The sequence below is a fragment of the Brachybacterium vulturis genome (assembly GCF_043641765.1).
In the GTDB taxonomy this organism is placed as follows: Bacteria; Actinomycetota; Actinomycetes; order Actinomycetales; family Dermabacteraceae; genus Brachybacterium; species Brachybacterium vulturis_A.
The window spans coordinates 26,788-44,572 of sequence record NZ_JBHZRO010000023.1 but is presented as its reverse complement, the minus strand read 5'-3'; the positions used below and the strand labels follow the sequence as shown (position 1 = coordinate 44,572).

The 17,785-nt window shown below is 69.5% G+C and carries 21 protein-coding genes; 1 reads left to right on the top strand and 20 read right to left on the bottom strand.

Annotated elements, in window-relative coordinates; genetic code table 11:
- Positions 1-190: 190 nt before the first annotated feature.
- A complete protein-coding gene (purL, locus tag ACHUEU_RS14895) occupies positions 191-2,527 on the top strand; it encodes a phosphoribosylformylglycinamidine synthase subunit PurL (RefSeq protein WP_394216900.1) in 2,337 nt (778 codons plus the stop codon).
- A 122-nt stretch (positions 2,528-2,649) separates the two neighbouring features.
- Here the strand turns inward: purL and ACHUEU_RS14890 are convergent, their stop codons facing one another.
- The 20 genes from ACHUEU_RS14890 to rplX all read right to left on the bottom strand — a co-directional run bounded on the left by ACHUEU_RS14890 (position 2,650) and on the right by rplX (position 17,785).
- Positions 2,650-4,986 carry a polysaccharide pyruvyl transferase family protein gene (locus tag ACHUEU_RS14890; protein WP_394216899.1) on the bottom strand — a complete coding sequence of 779 codons (2,337 nt, stop codon included), beginning with the start codon at positions 4,984-4,986 and terminating at the stop codon, positions 2,650-2,652.
- A gap of 37 nt (positions 4,987-5,023) precedes the next feature.
- Positions 5,024-7,153 carry an S-layer homology domain-containing protein gene (locus ACHUEU_RS14885; RefSeq protein ID WP_394216898.1) on the bottom strand — a complete coding sequence of 710 codons (2,130 nt, stop codon included), beginning with the start codon at positions 7,151-7,153 and terminating at the stop codon, positions 5,024-5,026.
- A gap of 278 nt (positions 7,154-7,431) precedes the next feature.
- Positions 7,432-7,977 (bottom strand): 50S ribosomal protein L17, encoded by a 546-nt coding sequence (rplQ, locus tag ACHUEU_RS14880; RefSeq protein WP_394216897.1) that lies wholly within the window; start codon positions 7,975-7,977, stop codon positions 7,432-7,434.
- Positions 7,978-8,004: 27 nt separating this feature from the next.
- Complete coding sequence (locus tag ACHUEU_RS14875) at positions 8,005-9,000, bottom strand: DNA-directed RNA polymerase subunit alpha (RefSeq protein ID WP_394216896.1); 996 nt, start codon at positions 8,998-9,000, stop codon at positions 8,005-8,007.
- A 153-nt stretch (positions 9,001-9,153) separates the two neighbouring features.
- Positions 9,154-9,558: a 30S ribosomal protein S11 gene (rpsK, locus tag ACHUEU_RS14870; RefSeq protein WP_062947608.1), complete on the bottom strand. Its 405-nt coding sequence runs from the start codon at positions 9,556-9,558 to the stop codon at positions 9,154-9,156.
- A 104-nt stretch (positions 9,559-9,662) separates the two neighbouring features.
- A complete protein-coding gene (gene rpsM / locus ACHUEU_RS14865) occupies positions 9,663-10,037 on the bottom strand; it encodes a 30S ribosomal protein S13 (RefSeq protein ID WP_394216895.1) in 375 nt (124 codons plus the stop codon).
- A 214-nt stretch (positions 10,038-10,251) separates the two neighbouring features.
- Complete coding sequence (gene rpmJ, locus ACHUEU_RS14860; protein ID WP_015776353.1) at positions 10,252-10,365, bottom strand: 50S ribosomal protein L36; 114 nt, start codon at positions 10,363-10,365, stop codon at positions 10,252-10,254.
- Positions 10,366-10,387: 22 nt separating this feature from the next.
- Positions 10,388-10,609: a translation initiation factor IF-1 gene (gene infA, locus ACHUEU_RS14855; RefSeq protein WP_089064401.1), complete on the bottom strand. Its 222-nt coding sequence runs from the start codon at positions 10,607-10,609 to the stop codon at positions 10,388-10,390.
- A gap of 316 nt (positions 10,610-10,925) precedes the next feature.
- On the bottom strand, positions 10,926-11,774 hold the full coding sequence (map, locus tag ACHUEU_RS14850; RefSeq protein ID WP_394216894.1) for a type I methionyl aminopeptidase: 849 nt from the start codon (positions 11,772-11,774) through the stop codon (positions 10,926-10,928).
- Complete coding sequence (locus ACHUEU_RS14845) at positions 11,774-12,376, bottom strand: adenylate kinase (protein WP_394216893.1); 603 nt, start codon at positions 12,374-12,376, stop codon at positions 11,774-11,776. Before ACHUEU_RS14845 ends, map begins: the two co-directional genes overlap by 1 nt.
- Entirely contained in the window at positions 12,373-13,677 is a 1,305-nt protein-coding gene (secY, locus tag ACHUEU_RS14840) for a preprotein translocase subunit SecY (RefSeq protein WP_394216892.1), read from the bottom strand. Before secY ends, ACHUEU_RS14845 begins: the two co-directional genes overlap by 4 nt.
- 164 nt (positions 13,678-13,841) lie before the next feature.
- A complete protein-coding gene (gene rplO / locus ACHUEU_RS14835; RefSeq protein WP_394216891.1) occupies positions 13,842-14,309 on the bottom strand; it encodes a 50S ribosomal protein L15 in 468 nt (155 codons plus the stop codon).
- Positions 14,310-14,312: 3 nt separating this feature from the next.
- A complete protein-coding gene (gene rpmD, locus ACHUEU_RS14830) occupies positions 14,313-14,495 on the bottom strand; it encodes a 50S ribosomal protein L30 (RefSeq protein ID WP_157773557.1) in 183 nt (60 codons plus the stop codon).
- Entirely contained in the window at positions 14,492-15,181 is a 690-nt protein-coding gene (gene rpsE / locus ACHUEU_RS14825; RefSeq protein ID WP_394216890.1) for a 30S ribosomal protein S5, read from the bottom strand. Before rpsE ends, rpmD begins: the two co-directional genes overlap by 4 nt.
- 37 nt (positions 15,182-15,218) lie before the next feature.
- Positions 15,219-15,605: a 50S ribosomal protein L18 gene (gene rplR, locus ACHUEU_RS14820; RefSeq protein WP_394216889.1), complete on the bottom strand. Its 387-nt coding sequence runs from the start codon at positions 15,603-15,605 to the stop codon at positions 15,219-15,221.
- A 2-nt stretch (positions 15,606-15,607) separates the two neighbouring features.
- Positions 15,608-16,150 carry a 50S ribosomal protein L6 gene (rplF, locus tag ACHUEU_RS14815; RefSeq protein ID WP_394216888.1) on the bottom strand — a complete coding sequence of 181 codons (543 nt, stop codon included), beginning with the start codon at positions 16,148-16,150 and terminating at the stop codon, positions 15,608-15,610.
- A gap of 19 nt (positions 16,151-16,169) precedes the next feature.
- Complete coding sequence (rpsH, locus tag ACHUEU_RS14810) at positions 16,170-16,568, bottom strand: 30S ribosomal protein S8 (protein WP_089064409.1); 399 nt, start codon at positions 16,566-16,568, stop codon at positions 16,170-16,172.
- Positions 16,569-16,640: 72 nt separating this feature from the next.
- Entirely contained in the window at positions 16,641-16,826 is a 186-nt protein-coding gene (locus tag ACHUEU_RS14805; protein ID WP_010550318.1) for a type Z 30S ribosomal protein S14, read from the bottom strand.
- Position 16,827: 1 nt separating this feature from the next.
- Positions 16,828-17,397, bottom strand: a complete 570-nt coding sequence (gene rplE / locus ACHUEU_RS14800) for a 50S ribosomal protein L5 (protein WP_394216887.1) — start codon at positions 17,395-17,397, stop codon at positions 16,828-16,830.
- 1 nt (position 17,398) lies between these two features.
- Complete coding sequence (rplX, locus tag ACHUEU_RS14795) at positions 17,399-17,785, bottom strand: 50S ribosomal protein L24 (protein ID WP_394216886.1); 387 nt, start codon at positions 17,783-17,785, stop codon at positions 17,399-17,401.

Here is a 17,785-nt window from a genome sequence, read left to right as displayed (position 1 = left end):
CAAGTCCCATTATCGCTGGTCACAGGGGCATTCGGCTGTCACGACCCGCCCAATCGGCCGGCGGATCCAGGCTCAGCAGACGCACCGGGGCGCCCGTGACCGCACCGCGCTCGTAGACTGGGGGAACCGTGCCGGGCCCCTCGGCCCCACCGCTCCCCCAGCCCTCGTGACGAACGGATCCGAACCCGCGATGACCGCTGAGAACGCCCCCTCCACCCCGCACGACGGCGCCTCGCCGGATGTGGATGTCGACACGGTCGGTCACGCCGCCGCCACCCCCGACCAGGCTCAGCCCTTCGCCGAGCTCGGGCTGAAGGCGGACGAGTACCAGAACATCCGGGAGCTGCTGGGGCGCCGTCCCACCAATGCGGAGCTGGCCATGTACTCGGTGATGTGGTCCGAGCACTGCTCCTACAAGTCCTCCAAGAAGCACCTGAGCACCTTCGGCAAGCACACCACCGACGCGATGCGGGAGAAGCTCCTGGTCGGCATGGGCGAGAACGCCGGCGTGGTCGACATCGGCGACGGCTGGGCGGTGACCTTCAAGGTCGAGTCCCACAACCACCCCTCCTACGTCGAGCCCTATCAGGGCGCGGCCACCGGCGTCGGCGGCATCGTGCGCGACATCATCTCGATGGGCGCCCGCCCCGTCGCCGTGATGGACCAGCTGCGCTTCGGTGCGATCGACCATCCCGACACCGCCCGGGTGGTCCACGGCGTGGTCTCCGGCGTGGGTGGCTACGGCAACTCCCTGGGCCTGCCGAACCTCGGCGGCGAGACCGTGTTCGATGCCGCCTACCAGAGCAATCCCCTGGTCAATGCACTCGCTCTCGGCGTGCTGCGCCATGAGGACATCCATCTCGCCTCTGCCACGGGGGCCGGCAACCAGGTGGTCCTGTTCGGGGCCCGCACCGGTGGGGACGGCATCGGCGGTGCCTCCATCCTCGCCTCGGAGACCTTCGAGGAGGACGGCCCGGTCAAGCGCCCGAGCGTGCAGGTGGGTGACCCCTTCATGGAGAAGGTGCTCATCGAGTGCTGCCTCGAGCTGTTCGCCGCCGGCACCGTCGAGGGCATCCAGGACCTCGGCGCCGCGGGCATCTCCTGCGCCACCAGCGAGCTGGCCGCCAACGGCGGCTCCGGCATGCATATCCACCTCGAGGAGGTGCTGCTGCGCGACCCCAGCCTGAACGCCGGGGAGATCCTGATGAGCGAGTCGCAGGAGCGCATGATGGCGGTGGTGAGCCCCGAGAAGCTCGCTCAGTTCCAGGCGATCGCCGCGAAGTGGGACGTGGAGGCCGCGGTGATCGGTGAGGTCACCGGCGACGGCCGGCTCACCATCGACCACCATGGTCACCGCATCGTCGATGTGGACCCCGCGACCGTCGCGGTCGACAGCCCCGTCTACGACCGCCCCTACGCCCGGCCCGACTGGCAGGACGCGCTGCAGGCCGACACCGCCGAGGCCCTCCCCCGCCCCGGCACCGCCGAGGAGCTCGCCGCGACGCTGCGCACCCTGATCGCCTCCCCGAACCTGGCCTCCAAGGGCTGGGTCACCGACCAGTACGACCGCTACGTGGGCGGCAACACGGCGCTGGCGATGCCCGATGACGCCGGTGTGCTGCGGATCGACGAGAGCACCGGTCGCGGCATCGCCCTGGCCACGGACGCGAACGGCCGGTACACGAAGCTCGACCCCCGCGCGGGGGCGCAGCTGGCGCTGTCGGAGGCCTATCGCAACGTCGCCACCTCCGGCGCGGTGCCGCTGGCGATCACCGACTGCCTGAACTTCGGCTCCCCCGAGGATCCGGGCCCCATGTGGCAGCTGGTCGAGGCCATCGGCGGTCTCGCCGAGGCCTGCGAGACCCTCGAGGTCCCGGTCACCGGCGGCAACGTCTCGCTCTACAACTCCACCGGCGAGCCCGGGCTCATCGATTCCGCGATCCACCCCACGCCGGTGGTCGGCGTGCTCGGCGTGTTCGAGGACGTCGCCCGCCGGGTCCCCTCCGGCTGGCAGGCCGAGGGAGAGTCCGTGCTGCTGCTGGGCGCCACCCGGGAGGAGCTCTCGGGATCGGCCTGGGCCGATGTGGTCCACCAGCATCTGGGCGGGCTGCCGCCGCAGGTCGATCTCGAGGCCGAGCGCGCGCTGGCCCGGGTGCTCATCGCCTCGGCCGAGCAGGGCCTCGCGAGCGCCGCCCATGACCTCTCCGAGGGCGGGCTCGGCCAGGCCCTGGTCGAGTCCGTGGTCCGCTTCGGGTCCGGCGCCCGGGTCGACCTGGCGGGCCTTCTCGCGCGCGATGGCGTGGACCTGTTCACCGCCCTGTTCTCCGAGACGCAGGCCCGGGCCCTGGTGGCCGTGCCGGCGGCGCAGGAGGAGGAGCTGTCCGCCCTCGCGGCCGAGCACGGCGTGCCGGTGCTGCGCCTGGGCACCACCGGCGGCGACGCCCTCGAGGTCACCGATGTGGCCGCGTTCTCCGTGGGCGAGCTGCGGGAGCTCCGGGAGGGCACGCTGCCGCGGTACTTCGGCTGACGCCCCGCCGGCCGGGCGCCATTTCCCCGCGGGACCGGCCGCTGCTCTGCGGCATCCGGTCTCAGCTGTCGCTACGGCGCCCCGATAGCGACAGCTGCGACCGGCTCGCCGCGCGGGAGCATTCAGCTCTCGCGCTGCGGAAGCGCCCGGCGCCCGGCACCCAGGGCTCGGCGCCCGGCACGGCGCACGAAGCTCTCGGAGCGTCCCGCGGGGTCCCGCCCGGTGCCGGCGGGCACGGTCCCGTCCAACCGCGCGTGCAGCTGCGCGACCTCCTCGCGCAGCGCCCGCAGCTCCTCGAGCAGACGCTCTTCGCTGCGCACGACATGGGTCTCGGTGTTCTTGGACAGGAACATCGGCAGCCCGATGCCGTGCTCCTGGACCCAGGGCCGGAAGTAGCGCTCCCGCAGCTCCGCGTCGTAGTGCCGGTGACCCGCGGAGAGGGCATACATCGAGTTGCGGCTCGCTCCCACTGCGGAGGGGCGCTGGCGCCATTGCGCGAGCGGACGGTCCAGGAAACCGACCGCGTACCGCTGCAGCAACTGGAGGTGGAAGGCGTAGTCGCCGACCACGGGGAGTGACTCGTCGTAGGGTCCCACGTCGTCGTGGACTCCTCGGCGATGAAGCATCGAGATCGGCACGTGGCGATTGACTGCCAGGTAGTCGACCAGCCGCACCCCCTCGAGCTCCGGCCAGGACGGGAACACCTCGTCCGCGACGAGGCCGGTGGGCGTCTCGTGCTCGTGCACGATCAGCGTGCGCACCACCACCGCCTCGTGCTCCGGATGCGCGGCCAGGTGGGCGAGGGTCTCCTGCAGGAAGCTGGCGTGCCAGGTGTCGTCGTCGTCATGGATGACGACGGAGGGGGCGGTGGACTCCCGCAGGCCGTGATTGCTCGCGGCCTCCATGCCCACGGAGGTCTCCCGATGGATCACGCGCAGGCGGCCGTCGGCTTCGGCCGCGTGGCGGGATGCGACCTCGTCGACCGCGTCCCGGTCCCCCGCATCGTCGACGATCACAAGTTCCCAGTCCTGGCGGGTCTGGGCGAGGACATCCTGGACGGCACGGTCCAGCATCGCGGGCCGATCCCGGGTGCGCATGATGATCGCTGCCGAGGGACCCGCTGAGGACTCGACAGCGCGCGTCCAGGGCTCGAGTCGTGCCCGCAGCGCGGGATCCCAACGCTGCACGAGGTCCAGCCCGGCGCCGCGGGGGTCAGTGCCCGTCCCGGGAGCCGCGTCCCTCCCCTCGGCCACCAGGGTCGCGGAGACACGCTCCCACCAGGTCTCCGCAGCGGCGAGCAGGTGCGGACGTGCGGAAGCCAGTTGCGCACTGTGCGCCTCATGCCCGGTGACCAGCGCGTCGACGACCGGGCCGACGAGCGCGGAGGGCCCCCCGGAGACCGGATCCCAGAGTGCGGCGGCGGGTACGGCGCCTCCGGCCAGACCGACGTTGCGCAGCGCGCCGTCCATGCGGGAGCGGCCATAGCGGTTCAGCGGGAGCGCCAGCACCGAGGCACCGGCCGACGTGCCGAACACCACCGGGTGGAAGCGGGTGCTGAGCACCCATGCGGCCGCCGTGGTGCGGGCCGCAGCGACAGTGTCCTGCTCGATCGGCAGCACCGTCGCCGGGCACCGCAGGCGGGCGGCGACCTCCTGGTGCAGCAGCAGGTCGTTGCCGCCGTCGTCGGGGTCTGCCATGTGCGGCACCAGTTCGACCCGCGCGCCGGTGCGCTCCGCGATCTCCTCGATCACGGCGCAGGCGACCGCGACGTAGTCCTCGTGCGGCAGCGGGTCCCCGTCACCGCCCAGGGTGACGCTGAGCAGCTCCTGGTCGAGGGCCGGCGGCTCCTCCCCCTCGGGCAGACCCAGCCCCGCTGCGTCATCAAGGGTCTGCACCAGGGCCGGATGCGAGGGGCACAGCTGACGGGCGGTGCGCACGCTGTGCACATCGCGCAGGCCCACCAGGGTGCACAGCTCCAGCAGCTCGCGCATGCTCTCGCGGTCCGCTGGGGTGAGCTCGGGACCGAGGCTCTGCCCGGAGAGCACCACGGGCTTCCCCAGCGCACGAGCCACCAGAGCAGTGGCCAGCCGTTCGTCCAGCAGCCAGCCGTACCGGGAGGTGAGACTGCCACCTCCACCGATCACCACGGCGTCGACCGCACGCAGCTGCTCGATGATGAAGAACAGCTTGTCCTCGGCCGGCAGTGCATTGCGGTCCCCGGCCAGCACCTGGCGGATCTCCGCGAGATAGCGGGCGCGGTCCACGAGCGGCCAGGGGAACGTCAGTGCCGGGATGCTCACCCGCGGCGCGAGGCCGTCCGGCCCGTACTTCTCGCGCCGGGACACCGGGACCACCTCATGACCCCGGGCGCGGAGCCTCCGAGCGCTCATCGTCGCGATGGCCTCGTCACCGACGTGGTAGACGGCCTGATCCACATCGCACAGCAGGGCGACCTTCACCGGCATCTCCTTCTCAGCGGGCCGGCTGATGAGGAGCTCACAGCCTGCGGTGCTTCATCCAACGGATCATGAATGCCGCCATCGCATCGCGGGTGATCGGTGCCACCGGACGGAAAGTGCCGTCCGGCCAGCCGGTGGTGATCCCGGAATCGGCGAGCCAGGTGATCTCCTTGGCGAACTGATGGTCGCGCGGGACGTCCGAGAACCGGTCGGAGGTCTTCGTCGACGTCGCCCGGGAGGCACGGTACAGGAAGGCCGCCACGGCACCTCGCTCCACCGGCGCCGTGGGTCGGAAGGTGCCGTCCGGCCACCCCTGCGTGATGCCCCTGTCCGGATGGTGGGCCCAGGTGATCTCCTTGTAGAACATCCGGCTGGGGGGCATGTCGCGGAAGGGCGAGGTCTGCGGCGGGTCGAAGGCCGGCTCGCCGAGGGCCCGGTAGACGAAAGCCACCATCGCGTCGCGCTGGATCTCGGCGAGCGGCCGGTAGGTGCTGTCCGGCCACCCGCGGGTGATCGGCGGCTCCGCCGCCGCCAGCTGCTCGATCTCCTCGCGATACATGAGGTCCGGCGGCACATCCAGGAAGGCGCCGTCGTGGAACACGGTGGAGCTGTCCGTCCGCAGAACGCCACCATGCTGGAACTTCTGCATCGTCTGGCCGCCGAGGCTGAACGCCGCCTCCTCGGGCCGACCCCAGGAGGCCCGCCACCGCTCCCCGAAGGGCGTGGCATAGCCGGAAGCGCGACCGTCCTCCTGGAGGACGAGACCCTTGGTGAGCTGGGTCGCCGTGAAGCGCCCGGTGCGATGCGCGCTGCGGACCACGGTGCCGAGCTTCGAGGCGCCGCCAGCACCATGGAAGGCCCACAGGTGCTCCTTCCAGCCGCCGTTGTAGAAGTCCTGTGCGTTGTTGCGGATCGCATCGAAGCGGCCGTAGAGGAGGTCGCCCGGGCAGGAGGTGTAGTTCACGTCGCGGTGACCGAACATTCTCGGCAGCGCGCCCGACGAGGCATGTTTGGTGCCCGACGCCCCGCTCCAGACGGTGCTGCCGCCAACCTTGGGCTGGAAGGTGCTGAGCAGCTTCCAGCCGACGAGCTGGGAGACCGCGACCTCCGCCTTCCTGGGAAGGGCGGCACTGGTGTAGTCACCCAGCACCGAGATGCCGAAGGAGCCGGTGTTGAAGCCGAACGCGTGTGCGCCGACGATGTTGCGGTGCAGGCCGCCGCCGCGGCCCTCGAACACCTGGCCGTACTTGGAGACCAGCATGTTGTAGCCGATGTCCGCCCAGCCCAAGGTGACCGTGTGGTACCGCTGGATGCCGCGCACGATCTGCGCGGACTGCGAGCTGCTGTAGTTGTTCGTGCCGGCGGTGTGGTGGATGACCACGGACTTGAGCTGATCGGCGCCCCGGGTGGAGCGCACCCGCGACTCGTCGGCGCCCCATGCCGCACGGGAGGTGAAGGTCGGCGCGCCCACGAGAGGGGGCGTGGCGGGATTGGGCGCGACCGAGGCGCTCATCATCCGCATCTGCTGCGGCTGGGACTGCATCGAATCGGTGCCGTTAGTCTCGGTGTCCGTCGCCGGTGCCTCGGAGAGCGCGACCACCTGCTCGTCGGCCGCGGTGGGAGAGGTCGTCACGACATGCGCGACGAGCTGCTCGCTGACGTCGACACCGTCGAGCTCCGCGCGGATCTGCAGCGCAGAGACCACCCCGATCCATCCCACCTCGGTGGCGGCGACGGTCTGTCCGGTCTCCGGGTCCTCCGTCGACTCCAAGGGCAGCCACGGGGTCCACACGCCATCGGCATCCATACCGCGTGCCTGCACCTCAGGTGCTTCGAGATCGTCGGGCCAGGTCACGCCCACCATGGTGGCCGGCTGCTCCGCCAGAGCGCGGACCTGCGCCCCGTCCGTCTCGACGAGCGGCACCTCTGCGAGGGGCACGTCGATGATGCGGGTCTCACCGTCGGTGACCGCGGGATCCGCCAGCGCCGGGGCGGCCCCGACCGCCACCGCCCCCGCGGGGACCGCGACAGCTGTGGCGGCGAGCAGCGCGCGGCGGGAAAGGGACGAGGGGGCGCCGGTGGCGCGGAGAAGGTGCCGCTGGGACATGAGGTACAGCTCCGAGTACGAGAAGAGGGGACGAGGGACGTCCGGGTGCCGGTGCTCCATCGCAGTGAGCGTTCAGTGAGGACCGCATCCGAAGCACACCGTATGCCACCGGGCGTCCTCGTCGCAGGGGGCTGCGGTCACGATCCGACAAACGGGGGAGATCTTCGTCTCGATCCGCTCCTGACCTGCAGGAGCTTTCGCCGTCCAGAAGCTCCGCACTCGACCGCTTCGTCCCGGAAAGAGCAGTTCTCCGGGCCCGGGACGACGCCGAGGGCGGGCCCCGGGATTCTTCCCGGCGGCCCGCCCTCGGCGTGGTGCTGCTCCTCGGAGCAGCGTGCTCACTTCTGGCCGTCGGCGTCCTCGACCTTGTCCGCGAGGTCTGCCTCGACGGTCTCTTCGGAGCCCTCGGCGGGATCCTGTGCGGCGGGCTCGTCCCCGGCCGTCGCCGCGGCAGCGGTGTCGTCGGCCCGGGAGGCGTTCTTGGCGGCTCCCTCGGCCTCCTTCACCACGGCCTGCTTCGGGGAGTACTCCTCGGTGACCAGCTCGATGACCGCCATGGGGGCGTTGTCGCCCTTGCGGGGGGCCACCTTGGTGATGCGGGTGTAGCCGCCGGGGCGCTCCGCGAAGGTCGGGGCGATCTCCTCGAACAGGGTGTACACGACGCCCTTGTCACGGACGGTCTCCATGACGCGGCGACGTGAGGCGAGGTCGCCCTTCTTCGCCTGGGTGATGAGGCGCTCCGCGTGGGGGCGCAGGCGCTTGGCCTTGGTCTCGGTGGTGGTGATCGCCTTGTGGCGGAACAGCTCGGTGGCGAGACCCGAGAGGATCATCCGCTCATGAGCGGGGGATCCCCCGAGGCGCGCGCCCTTGGTGGGTGCAGGCATGGTCGTTCTCCTTGAAGAAAATGAAGGTCAGTACTGGTCGCCGAAGTCGTCGGAGTAGGAGTCCAGGGCCGACGGGTCGAAGCCGGCCGGGGAGTCCTTCAGCGACAGTCCGAGGTCGACGAGCTTGGCCTTGACCTCATCGATGGACTTCTGGCCGAAGTTGCGGATGTCGAGCAGGTCGGCCTCGGAACGGGCGGTCAGCTCGCCGACGGTGTGGACACCCTCGCGCATCAGGCAGTTGTACGACCGCACCGTGAGGTTGAGGTCGTTGATCGGCAGCGCCAGATCGGCGGCCAGCGCCTGGTCCGTGGGCGAGGGACCGATCTCGATGCCCTCCGCCTCCTGGTTCAGCTCATGGGCCAGCCCGAACAGCTCGACCAGGGTCTTGCCGGCCGACGCCACCGCATCACGCGCGGAGATGGCCGGCTTGGTCTCGACGTCGACGATGAGCTTGTCGAAGTCGGTGCGCTGCTCGACACGGGTCGCCTCGACCTTGTAGGTCACCTTGAGCACGGGCGAGTAGATCGAGTCGACCGGGACCCGGCCGATCTCGCCGTCGACGCTCTTGTTCTGCGCGGCGGAGACGTAGCCGCGACCGCGCTCGACGATCAGCTCGATCTCCAGGCGGCCCTTCTCGTTGAGCGTCGCGATGTGCAGATCGGGGTTGTGGATCTCCACACCGGCCGGCGGGGTGATGTCGGCGGCGGTGACGCGACCGGCTTCCTCACGACGCAGGTACATCACGACCGGCTCGTCGTTCTCCGAGGAGACGACGAGGTTCTTGATGTTGAGGATGACCTCGGTGATGTCCTCCTTGACGCCGGGGACGGTGCTGAACTCGTGCAGCACGCCGTCGATCCGGATCGAGGTGACCGCGGCGCCGGGGATGGAGGACAGCAGCGTGCGACGCAGGGAGTTGCCGAGGGTGTAGCCGAAGCCGGGCTCGAGCGGCTCGATGACGAACCGGGAGCGATTCTCCGACACGACCTCTTCGGTCAGCGTGGGGCGCTGTGCAATGAGCACTGTGGATCCTTTCCGCGAGCGTCCGCCATATGACGCTCAGAAGGGGGCGGTGGGCCTAGAAGGTGAGTGGTGTCCAGGGTGCCGGGCACGGGGCGCCGTGCCCGGCACCGGACGACCGGGGTGGAGCAGCGGGCTCCGCCCCGGTCGACGCGGTCAGACGCGGCGGCGCTTGGCCGGGCGGGTGCCGTTGTGCGGCTGCGGGGTGACGTCCTGGATCGATCCGACCTCGAGGCCGGTCGCGGTGAGCGAACGGATCGCGGTCTCCCGGCCGGAGCCCGGGCCCTTGACGAAGACATCGACCTTCTTCATCCCGTGCTCCTGCGCCTGGCGGGCAGCGGCCTCGGCGGCCATCTGCGCGGCGTAGGGGGTCGACTTGCGCGAGCCCTTGAAGCCGACCTGGCCGGCGGAGGCCCAGGAGATGACAGCACCGGTCGGGTCCGTGATGGACACGATGGTGTTGTTGAACGTGCTCTTGATGTGGGCCTGGCCGTTGACAATGTTCTTCTTGTCCTTGCGGCGCGGCTTGCGCGCGGCGGCCTGACGGGTCTTGGTTGCCATACGGCAGAACTCCTCTGGTGGATGTGGGGTGCGCCGGATCCCTCAGCGGCGCGAAGTGACTACGGGTCGGAAGACGCCCGCGGTCCGACGGCGGATGCCGTGGATCAGCGGGTCTTCTTCTTGCCGGCGACCGTGCGCTTCGGACCCTTGCGGGTGCGCGCGTTGGTCTTCGTGCGCTGACCGTGGACGGGCAGGCCACGGCGGTGGCGCAGGCCCTGGTAGCTGCCGATCTCGACCTTGCGGCGGATGTCCGCGGCGACCTCGCGGCGCAGATCGCCCTCGATCATGTACTGCTCTTCGAGGTGATCGCGCAGCTTGACGAAGTCCTCGTCGCTGACCTCGCGGACCCGGAGGTCGCCGGAGACGCCGGTTGCGGCCAGGGTCTCCTGGGCGCGGGTGCGTCCCACGCCGAAGATGTACGTCAGGGCGACTTCGAGGCGCTTCTCGCGCGGAAGGTCCACTCCCACCAGACGTGCCATGTGCAGATTCTCCTACTGTTTCGGAGGCCTGATCCGATCCCTCGCCCTCGGGTCTGCCCCGGGGCGCCGCAGCCTCCGTGCTGCGGGTGGCCGGCTCGCGCCGGTGGGATCGTCTCTTCTCTTGTGTGCCCGCGATGCGGGCGGTGCCCCCCACGGGGGCGGGCCGCTCGAGGCGGCGGTCACGGCAGGGGCCGGGACGGGCGGAGTGCTCCGCTCAGCCCTGGCGCTGCTTGTGACGGGGGTTCGAGCAGATGACCATGACTCGCGCGTGGCGACGGATCACCTTGCAGTTGTCACAGATCGGCTTGACGCTCGGCTTGACCTTCATTGCTTTCCTTCTCCCGGGACGATCACTTGTAGCGGTACACGATGCGGCCACGGTCGAGGTCGTAGGGGCTCAGCTCGACGACCACGCGGTCCTCGGGAAGGATGCGGATGTAGTGCTGGCGCATCTTCCCGGAGATGTGCGCGAGCACCTTGTGCCCGTTGTCGAGCTCGACCCGGAAACGCGCGTTCGCGAGCGCCTCCGTGACTCGCCCCTCGACTTCGATCACGCCGTCCTTCTTCGCCATGCCTCCCCAATCTCTCGCCACCGGCACGCCGGGTCCGAGTTCCGCGTTCCTGATTCCTCAGGCCGTGCTCACCGACCGTCGGGTGACGGTGCGGTGGTCGACACGGGTGACGCCTCGGCGAATCGTCGGTCTCGCTGATCGACACGGCGGAGCCGGTCGAGAAGTCGGCACGACGGGACTGCACGACCTGCGAGGGGGACGACGCGCGCGGAGCACACCCGATGGGTCAGCCTACACGCGCCTCCCCCTCCAGGCGAGGGCTGACGGTGATGACGCCGCTCACGTCACACTGCGGGCCGGGCGCGCCCGGAATCCGTCATCCCGGGGCGCCGGCGAGCGGGTCGGGGGCGGCGGCCACCCCGCGCAGCGCGAGCTCGGCGGCACCCCCATCGGCCGCGGTGAGCACCAGCAGGCCCTGCTCGGTCACGGCGACGGAGTGCTCGCTGTGGGCGGCCCGGCCGCCGGCGGTGGCCCGCACGGTCCAGTCGTCGTCCTCGAGCACCCAGTTGCCGGGGCCCTGGATCAGCATCGGCTCGATGGCCAGGCACAGTCCGGGGCGCACCTTCGGCCCGCGGGAGCGGGTGCGGTAGTTCATGACGTCGGGGGCCTGGTGCATCGCGCTGCCGATGCCGTGGCCGCCGAAGCCCTCGAGGTGGGAGAGGGACTCCCCTGCCGCGTCGGCGACGAAGTCCTCGATCGCGGCGCCGATCTCGCCCACCCGTGCGGCCGTGGCCAGCGCCGCGATGCCGGCCCACAGCGCCTCGCGGGTGATGCGCACCAGCTCCGCGTCCGCGACCGAGCGGGGCTCCCCCACCACATGGGTGCGGGCGGCATCCGAGTGCCAGCCATCGATGATCAGCCCGCCGTCGATCGAGACGATGTCGCCGTCCTGGAGCGGACGGTCGTCGGGGATCCCGTGGACCACGACGTCGTTCACGCTCAGGCACAGCGTGGCCGGGTAGCCCTGGTAGCCCAGGAAGTTCGGGGTGGCCCCGGCATCCCGGATCATGTCGTGCGCGAGGGTGTCCAGCTGGTTGGTGGTCACCCCGGGACGGATCTGCTCGGCGAGCATCTCGTGGACGCGGTGGAGCAGCTCGCCGCTGCGCCGCATCACCAGGATCTGCTCGGAAGTCTTCAGCTCCACCCGCTCCGGCAGGATGCTCATCAGCCGGCGAGGGCCTCACGCAGCGCGGCGGTGACCTCGTCGATCGAGGCCATGCCGTCGACCCGGCGCACCAGGCCGCGCTTCTCGTAGACGTCGATCAGCGGTGCGGTCTGCTCCGCGTAGACGTCGAGGCGCTTGCGGATGGTCTCCTCGGTGTCGTCGCTGCGGCCCTGCTCCCTGCCGCGCTCGACGAGGCGGCCGACGACCTCCTCAGTCTCGACCACGAGCAGCAGCACGGCGTCGAGGGAGGTCTCGAGCTCGGACAGCATCCCGTCCAGTGCCTCGACCTGGTCGAGGGTGCGGGGGTAGCCGTCCAGCAGGAAGCCGCCCTGCGCGTCGTCCTCGGCCAGGCGCGAGCGCACCATGTCGTTGGTGACGGAGTCCGGGACGTACTCCCCGGAGTCCATGAAGGACTTCGCGAGCACGCCGAGCTCGGTCTGGCCGGAGACGTTCGCGCGGAAGATGTCGCCGGTGGAGATGGCCGGGATGGACAGCTGCTCGGCGATGCGCACCGCCTGGGTGCCCTTGCCGGCGCCGGGCGGGCCGACGATGAGCAGCCGGCGCGCTGAGACGGAGGCGGCGTCGGTGGTCAGGTTGTTCACCGGAGGATCCCTTCGTAGTGGTGCTGCTGGAGCTTCGCATCGATCTGCTTCACGGTGTCGAGGCCGACGCCGATGATGATCAGCAGGGACACGCCGCCGAGCGGGAAGTCCTGCGAGGTTCCGAGATAGACGAGTGCAACCAGCGGGATCAGGCAGATCACCGCGAGGTACACGGCGCCCGCGGACTGGATCCGGTTGATCACGTAGCGCAGGTAGCGCTCCGTGGGCCGGCCGGCGCGGACGTTGGGGACGAAGCCCCCGTACTTCTTCATGTTGTCCGCGATCTCCTCGGCGTTGAAGGTGATCGAGGTGTAGAAGAAGGCGAAGAAGACGATCAGGGCCACGTAGACGATCGCGTAGATCCAGGAGAACGAGAAGCCCATGACCAGGTGCGCATTGACCCACTGCACCCAGCCGGCCTCCGGATCCCCGAAGGAGCTCGCCATCTGGGGCAGCGCCAGGATCGAGGCGGCGAAGATGACCGGGATGACGCCGGCCTGGTTGACCTTGACCGGTATGTAGGTGGAGGTGCCGCCGTACATGCGCCGGCCCACCATGCGCTTGGCGTACTGGACCGGGATCCGGCGCTGCGCCTGCTCGACGAACACCATCCCCACCATGATCACCAGGCCCACGAGGAGCACCAGCGAGAAGGTGAGCCACCCCTGCATCTGGAAGACCTGACCGAAGGAGGCCGGGAAGCCCGCGGCGATCGAGGTGAAGATCATCAGCGACATGCCGTTGCCCACGCCGCGCTCGGTGATCATCTCGCCCATGAACATGATCAGCACGGTGCCGACGGTCATGGTCAGCACCATGGTCAGCAGCGTCGGGATCGACTGGTCCGGAACCAGTTCGAGGCTGCATCCCACGAAGAAGTTGCCCGAGCGCACCAGCGTGATGATGGTGGTCGACTGGAGCACGCCGAGCCCGATGGTGAGATACCGGGTGTACTGGGTGAGCTTCGCGGAGCCGGAGGCACCCTCCTTGTGGAGGGCCTCGAACCGCGGGATCACCACCCGCAGCAGCTGCACGATGATGGAGGCGGTGATGTAGGGCATCACGCCGAGGGCGAAGACGGAAAGCTGCAGCAGGGCACCACCGGAGAACATGTTGACCATGCCCAGGACGTTGGACCCACCGGCCGAGGCCGCCTGGTCTGCGCACATCATCACGTTGGTGGCGTCGAATCCCGGGGTGGGGATGAAGACGCCGAGACGATAGACGGCGATCAGACCGAGCGTGAAGAGGATCTTCGCTCTCAGCTCGGGGGTGCGCAGCGCGCGCACGAACGAGTTCACCTGTTTCCCTCCTGGGGGTCCGGGGACGGGACCTAGGGTGTCATGCCCGTCCCGGTGCCGCGTGTCTGCACGGCCGCCGGACCGGCCCCGTATGACCACGGGATATGACGACGGGGCACCGCGGTGCAGAGTATTCTGCGCCGCGGTGCCCCGTCAAAAGAGACTCACGCGGTGGTGACGGACCCGCCGGCCGCCGCGATCTTCTGCTCCGCCGAGGCGGAGAACTTCTGCACGGTGACGTCGAGCTTGACGCTCACGTCGCCCGAGCCCAGCACCTTGACCGGCTGGTTCTTGCGCACCGCACCCTTGGCGACGAGCTCTTCGACCGTGACGGTGCCGCCCTCGGGGAACAGCTCCTGCAGGGTCGCCAGGTTCACGACCTGGTACTCGACGCGGAACGGGTTGGTGAAGCCGCGAAGCTTCGGCAGCCGCATGTGCAGCGGGACCTGCCCGCCCTCGAACAGTGCCGGGACCTGGTACCGGGCCTTCGTGCCCTTGGTACCGCGACCGGCGGTCTTGCCCTTGGAGGCCTCACCACGACCGACGCGGGTGCGTGCGGTCTTCGAACCCGGCGCGGGGCGCAGGTCGTGAAGCTTCAGAGGAGCATCGGAGTTGTCGTCGTTGTTCATCATCTGTCAGTCCACCTCTTCGAACGTCACCAGGTGGGTGACGGTGCGGATCATGCCGCGGATCTCAGGGCGGTCCTCCTTCACCACGGTGTCACCGATGCGCTTGAGGCCGAGGCCGCGCAGGGTGGCACGCTGGGTCGGGTTGCCGCCGATCTCGGAACGGGTCTGGGTCACCTTGATCTGCATCAGGCACCCACCTTCTCCGCACGGGCCGCGGCGCGACCCTCGGCCTGTGCCCGCAGGAGCGCCGCCGGGGCGACGTCCTCGACCGCGAGGCCACGACGTGCTGCCACGGCCTCCGGCTCCTCGAGCTGCTTGAGCGCATCGACGGTCGCCCGCACGATGTTGATCTGGTTGGTCGAACCGAGCGACTTGGAGAGCACGTCGTGCACTCCGGCGCACTCGAGGACGGCGCGGACCGGACCGCCGGCGATCACACCGGTGCCCGGGGCGGCCGGGCGCAGCAGGACGACGCCCGCCGCATCCTCGCCCTGGACCGGGTGCACGACGGTGCCCTGGACGCGCGGGACGCGGAAGAAGTTCTTCTTCGCCTCCTCGACGCCCTTGGAGATCGCCGCAGGGACCTCCTTGGCCTTGCCGTAGCCGACACCGACGGTGCCGTCGCCGTCACCCACCACCACGAGGGCGGTGAAGGAGAAGCGACGGCCGCCCTTGACGACCTTCGACACGCGGTTGATGCTCACGACGCGCTCGAGGAACGCCGACTTGTCGGCGTCCTGTCCGCGGCCGCGGCCACCCTGGCGACCACCGCGGTCGTTGCCGCCCTGGCGGCCTCCGCGCTCGTTGCTGGTGTTGGTGTTGTCGTTCCCACGGCCGGAGGCCGCGGGACCGTTGTTCCGCTGCTGTGCAGCCATATTCAGATCCTCTTCTCGTCCTGTGTCCGGGCGGCGATCACAGCGCCAGGCCAGCCTCGCGGGCACCGTCAGCGACGGCGGCCACACGGCCGTGGTACTTGTTGCCGCCGCGGTCGAACACGACGGAGTCGATCCCGGCGGCCCGGGCACGCTCGGCGACCAGGGACCCGACGGTGCGGGCCTTGTCCGACTTGGTGCTCTCCGAGCCGCGCAGGTCCGCCTCCATGGTCGAGGCCGACGCGATGGTCTTGCCCAGGGCGTCGTCGACGACCTGCACGAAGACGTGGCGCGCCGAGCGGGTGACCACCAGGCGGGGGCGCTGGGCGGTGCCGATGATGCGGCGACGGACCCGCAGGTGACGACGGCCGCGTGAGCGTAGCTTGCTGCCGCGGTTGCCCTTGGTGTGCTTGAGTGCGTAACCCATGATCACTTACCAGCCTTTCCGGCCTTGCGGACCACGGTCTCGTCGGCGTACCGCACACCCTTGCCCTTGTAGGGCTCGGGCCTGCGGATCTTGCGGATGTTCGCCGCGACCTCGCCCACCTGCTGCTTCGAGATGCCGCTGACCGAGAACTTGGCCGGGGTCTCGACGGTGAAGGTGATGCCCTGGGGCGCCTTCACCACGACGGGGTGGGAGAAGCCGAGGGCGAACTCGAGGTCCGTGCCCTTCGCGGTGACACGGTAGCCCGTCCCCACGATCTCCAGCTTCTTGGTGAATCCCTCGGTCACACCGAGGACGATGTTGTTGACGAGCGTGCGGGTCAGGCCGTGGAGGGCCTTGGTCTCGCGCTCCTCGTCGGGGCGGCGCACGACGATGGTGCCGTCCTCACCGCGCTCGACGGTGAGGGGTGCCGGCACCTCGTGGGTGAGCTCCCCCTTGGGGCCGGTCACCGTGATGGTGCGGCCTTCGATGGCGACGTTCTGCACTGCTGCCGGTACTGCGACCGGTCGGAGTCCGATGCGGGACATAGCTGTTCTCCTCTCCCGCTCACCAGATGTAGGCGAGGACTTCCCCACCCACACCCTTCTTGGCAGCCTGCCGGTCGGTCAGGAGGCCGGAGGACGTGGACAGGATCGCCACGCCCAGGCCGCCGAGGACCTTGGGCAGATTGGTGGACTTCGCGTACACACGCAGGCCCGGCTTCGAGATACGACGGATCCCGGAGATGGCGCGCTCACGGCTGTCCGAGTACTTGAGCTCGAGGACGAGCTTGCTGCCCACCTCGGCCTCTTCCTCGGTCCAGCCGAGGATGTAGCCCTCCGCCTTCAGGATGTCCGCGATGCGAACCTTCAACTTCGAGTACGGCATGGACGCGGTCTCGTGGTACGCCCCTGAGGCGTTACGGATCCGCGTGAGCATGTCCGCGATCGGGTCGGTCATGGTCATGTCTGTTGCTTCTTCCTCACCTGGTTTCCCGCGGACGCGATGAATGCGCCCGGGGACCTCTGGCGGTAGTCCTTACCAGCTGCTCTTGGTGACGCCGGGGAGCTCTCCGCGGTGAGCCATCTCGCGAAGGCAGACGCGGCAGAGACCGAACTTGCGGTACACCGAATGAGGGCGACCGCAGCGCTGGCACCGGGTGTAGGCGCGGACCGCGAACTTGGGCTTGCGCTCCGACTTCTTGATCAGGGCTGTCTTTGCCATATCAGTTCTCCTTGAAGGGGAAGCCGAGCAGCTTGAGCAGCGCGCGTCCCTCGTCGTCGGTCTTCGCGGTGGTCACGACCGTGATGTCCATACCGCGGACGCGGTCGATCTTGTCCTGGTCGATCTCGTGGAACATGACCTGCTCCGTGAGACCGAAGGTGTAGTTGCCGTTGCCGTCGAAGTGCTTCGGGGACAGGCCCCGGAAGTCACGGATACGGGGCAGAGCGGTGGACAGCAGACGATCCAGGAACTCCCACATGCGGGCGTTGCGCAGGGTGACGTGTGCACCGATCGGCATGCCCTCGCGCAGCTTGAACTGCGCGATGGACTTGCGTGCCTTGGTGACCTGGGGCTTCTGACCGGTGATGGCCGCGAGGTCCCGGATGGCGCCGTCGATGACCTTGGAGTCGCGAGCGGCGTCGCCGACGCCCATGTTCACGACGATCTTGGTCACACCGGGCACCAGCATGACGTTCTGGTACCCGAACTGCTCGGTCAGCTGCGCCTTGATGGTGTCGTTGTACTTGCTCTTCAGGCGCGGGGTGGGCGCCTGGGTGGCGGTCTCGCTCATCTCAGATGTCCTTCCCGGAGCGCTTCGCGAAGCGGACGCGCACCTGCTTGGTGCGGCCGTTCTCGAGCTCGACGGTCTCGACGCGGTAGCCGACCTTGGTCGGCTTGTTGTCCTCCGGGTCGACCAGGGCCACGTTCGAGACGTGGATCGTGGCCTCGCGCTGCTCGATGCCGCCCGCTCCGCCGGCCTGGTTGGGCTTGACGTGGTGGGTGCGGCGGTTGATGCCCTCGACCAGCACCCGCTGGGTATCGGGGAACACCTGCAGGACGCGGCCCTGCTTGCCCTTGTCGCCGGCTGCGAGGCCGCGCGCGGCGGCCTTGTCACCGTCGCTGATGCGACCGGTGATCACCTGGACGAGGTCGCCCTTCTTGATCTTCATCTTTGCCAT

Excerpts from the sequence above, each read along its gene's own strand:
- rplF (WP_394216888.1), bottom strand. The coding sequence starts at position 16,150 with ATGTCCCGCATCGGACTCCGACCGGTCGCAGTACCGGCAGCAGTGCAG.
- purL (WP_394216900.1), top strand. The coding sequence starts at position 191 with ATGACCGCTGAGAACGCCCCCTCCACCCCGCACGACGGCGCCTCGCCG.
- rplX (WP_394216886.1), bottom strand. The coding sequence starts at position 17,785 with ATGGCAAAGATGAAGATCAAGAAGGGCGACCTCGTCCAGGTGATCACC.
- rpsE (WP_394216890.1), bottom strand. The coding sequence starts at position 15,181 with ATGGCTGCACAGCAGCGGAACAACGGTCCCGCGGCCTCCGGCCGTGGG.
- map (WP_394216894.1), bottom strand. The coding sequence starts at position 11,774 with ATGAGCATCCTGCCGGAGCGGGTGGAGCTGAAGACTTCCGAGCAGATC.
- rplR (WP_394216889.1), bottom strand. The coding sequence starts at position 15,605 with ATGGGTTACGCACTCAAGCACACCAAGGGCAACCGCGGCAGCAAGCTA.
- rplQ (WP_394216897.1), bottom strand. The coding sequence starts at position 7,977 with ATGCCTGCACCCACCAAGGGCGCGCGCCTCGGGGGATCCCCCGCTCAT.
- rpsH (WP_089064409.1), bottom strand. The coding sequence starts at position 16,568 with ATGACCATGACCGACCCGATCGCGGACATGCTCACGCGGATCCGTAAC.
- infA (WP_089064401.1), bottom strand. The coding sequence starts at position 10,609 with ATGGCGAAGAAGGACGGCGTGATCGAAGTCGAGGGGCGAGTCACGGAG.
- rpsK (WP_062947608.1), bottom strand. The coding sequence starts at position 9,558 with ATGGCAACCAAGACCCGTCAGGCCGCCGCGCGCAAGCCGCGCCGCAAG.
- rplO (WP_394216891.1), bottom strand. The coding sequence starts at position 14,309 with ATGATGAACAACGACGACAACTCCGATGCTCCTCTGAAGCTTCACGAC.
- ACHUEU_RS14805 (WP_010550318.1), bottom strand. The coding sequence starts at position 16,826 with ATGGCAAAGACAGCCCTGATCAAGAAGTCGGAGCGCAAGCCCAAGTTC.
- rpsM (WP_394216895.1), bottom strand. The coding sequence starts at position 10,037 with ATGGCACGTCTGGTGGGAGTGGACCTTCCGCGCGAGAAGCGCCTCGAA.
- rplE (WP_394216887.1), bottom strand. The coding sequence starts at position 17,397 with ATGAGCGAGACCGCCACCCAGGCGCCCACCCCGCGCCTGAAGAGCAAG.
- rpmJ (WP_015776353.1), bottom strand. The coding sequence starts at position 10,365 with ATGAAGGTCAAGCCGAGCGTCAAGCCGATCTGTGACAACTGCAAGGTG.
- ACHUEU_RS14885 (WP_394216898.1), bottom strand. The coding sequence starts at position 7,153 with ATGGAGCACCGGCACCCGGACGTCCCTCGTCCCCTCTTCTCGTACTCG.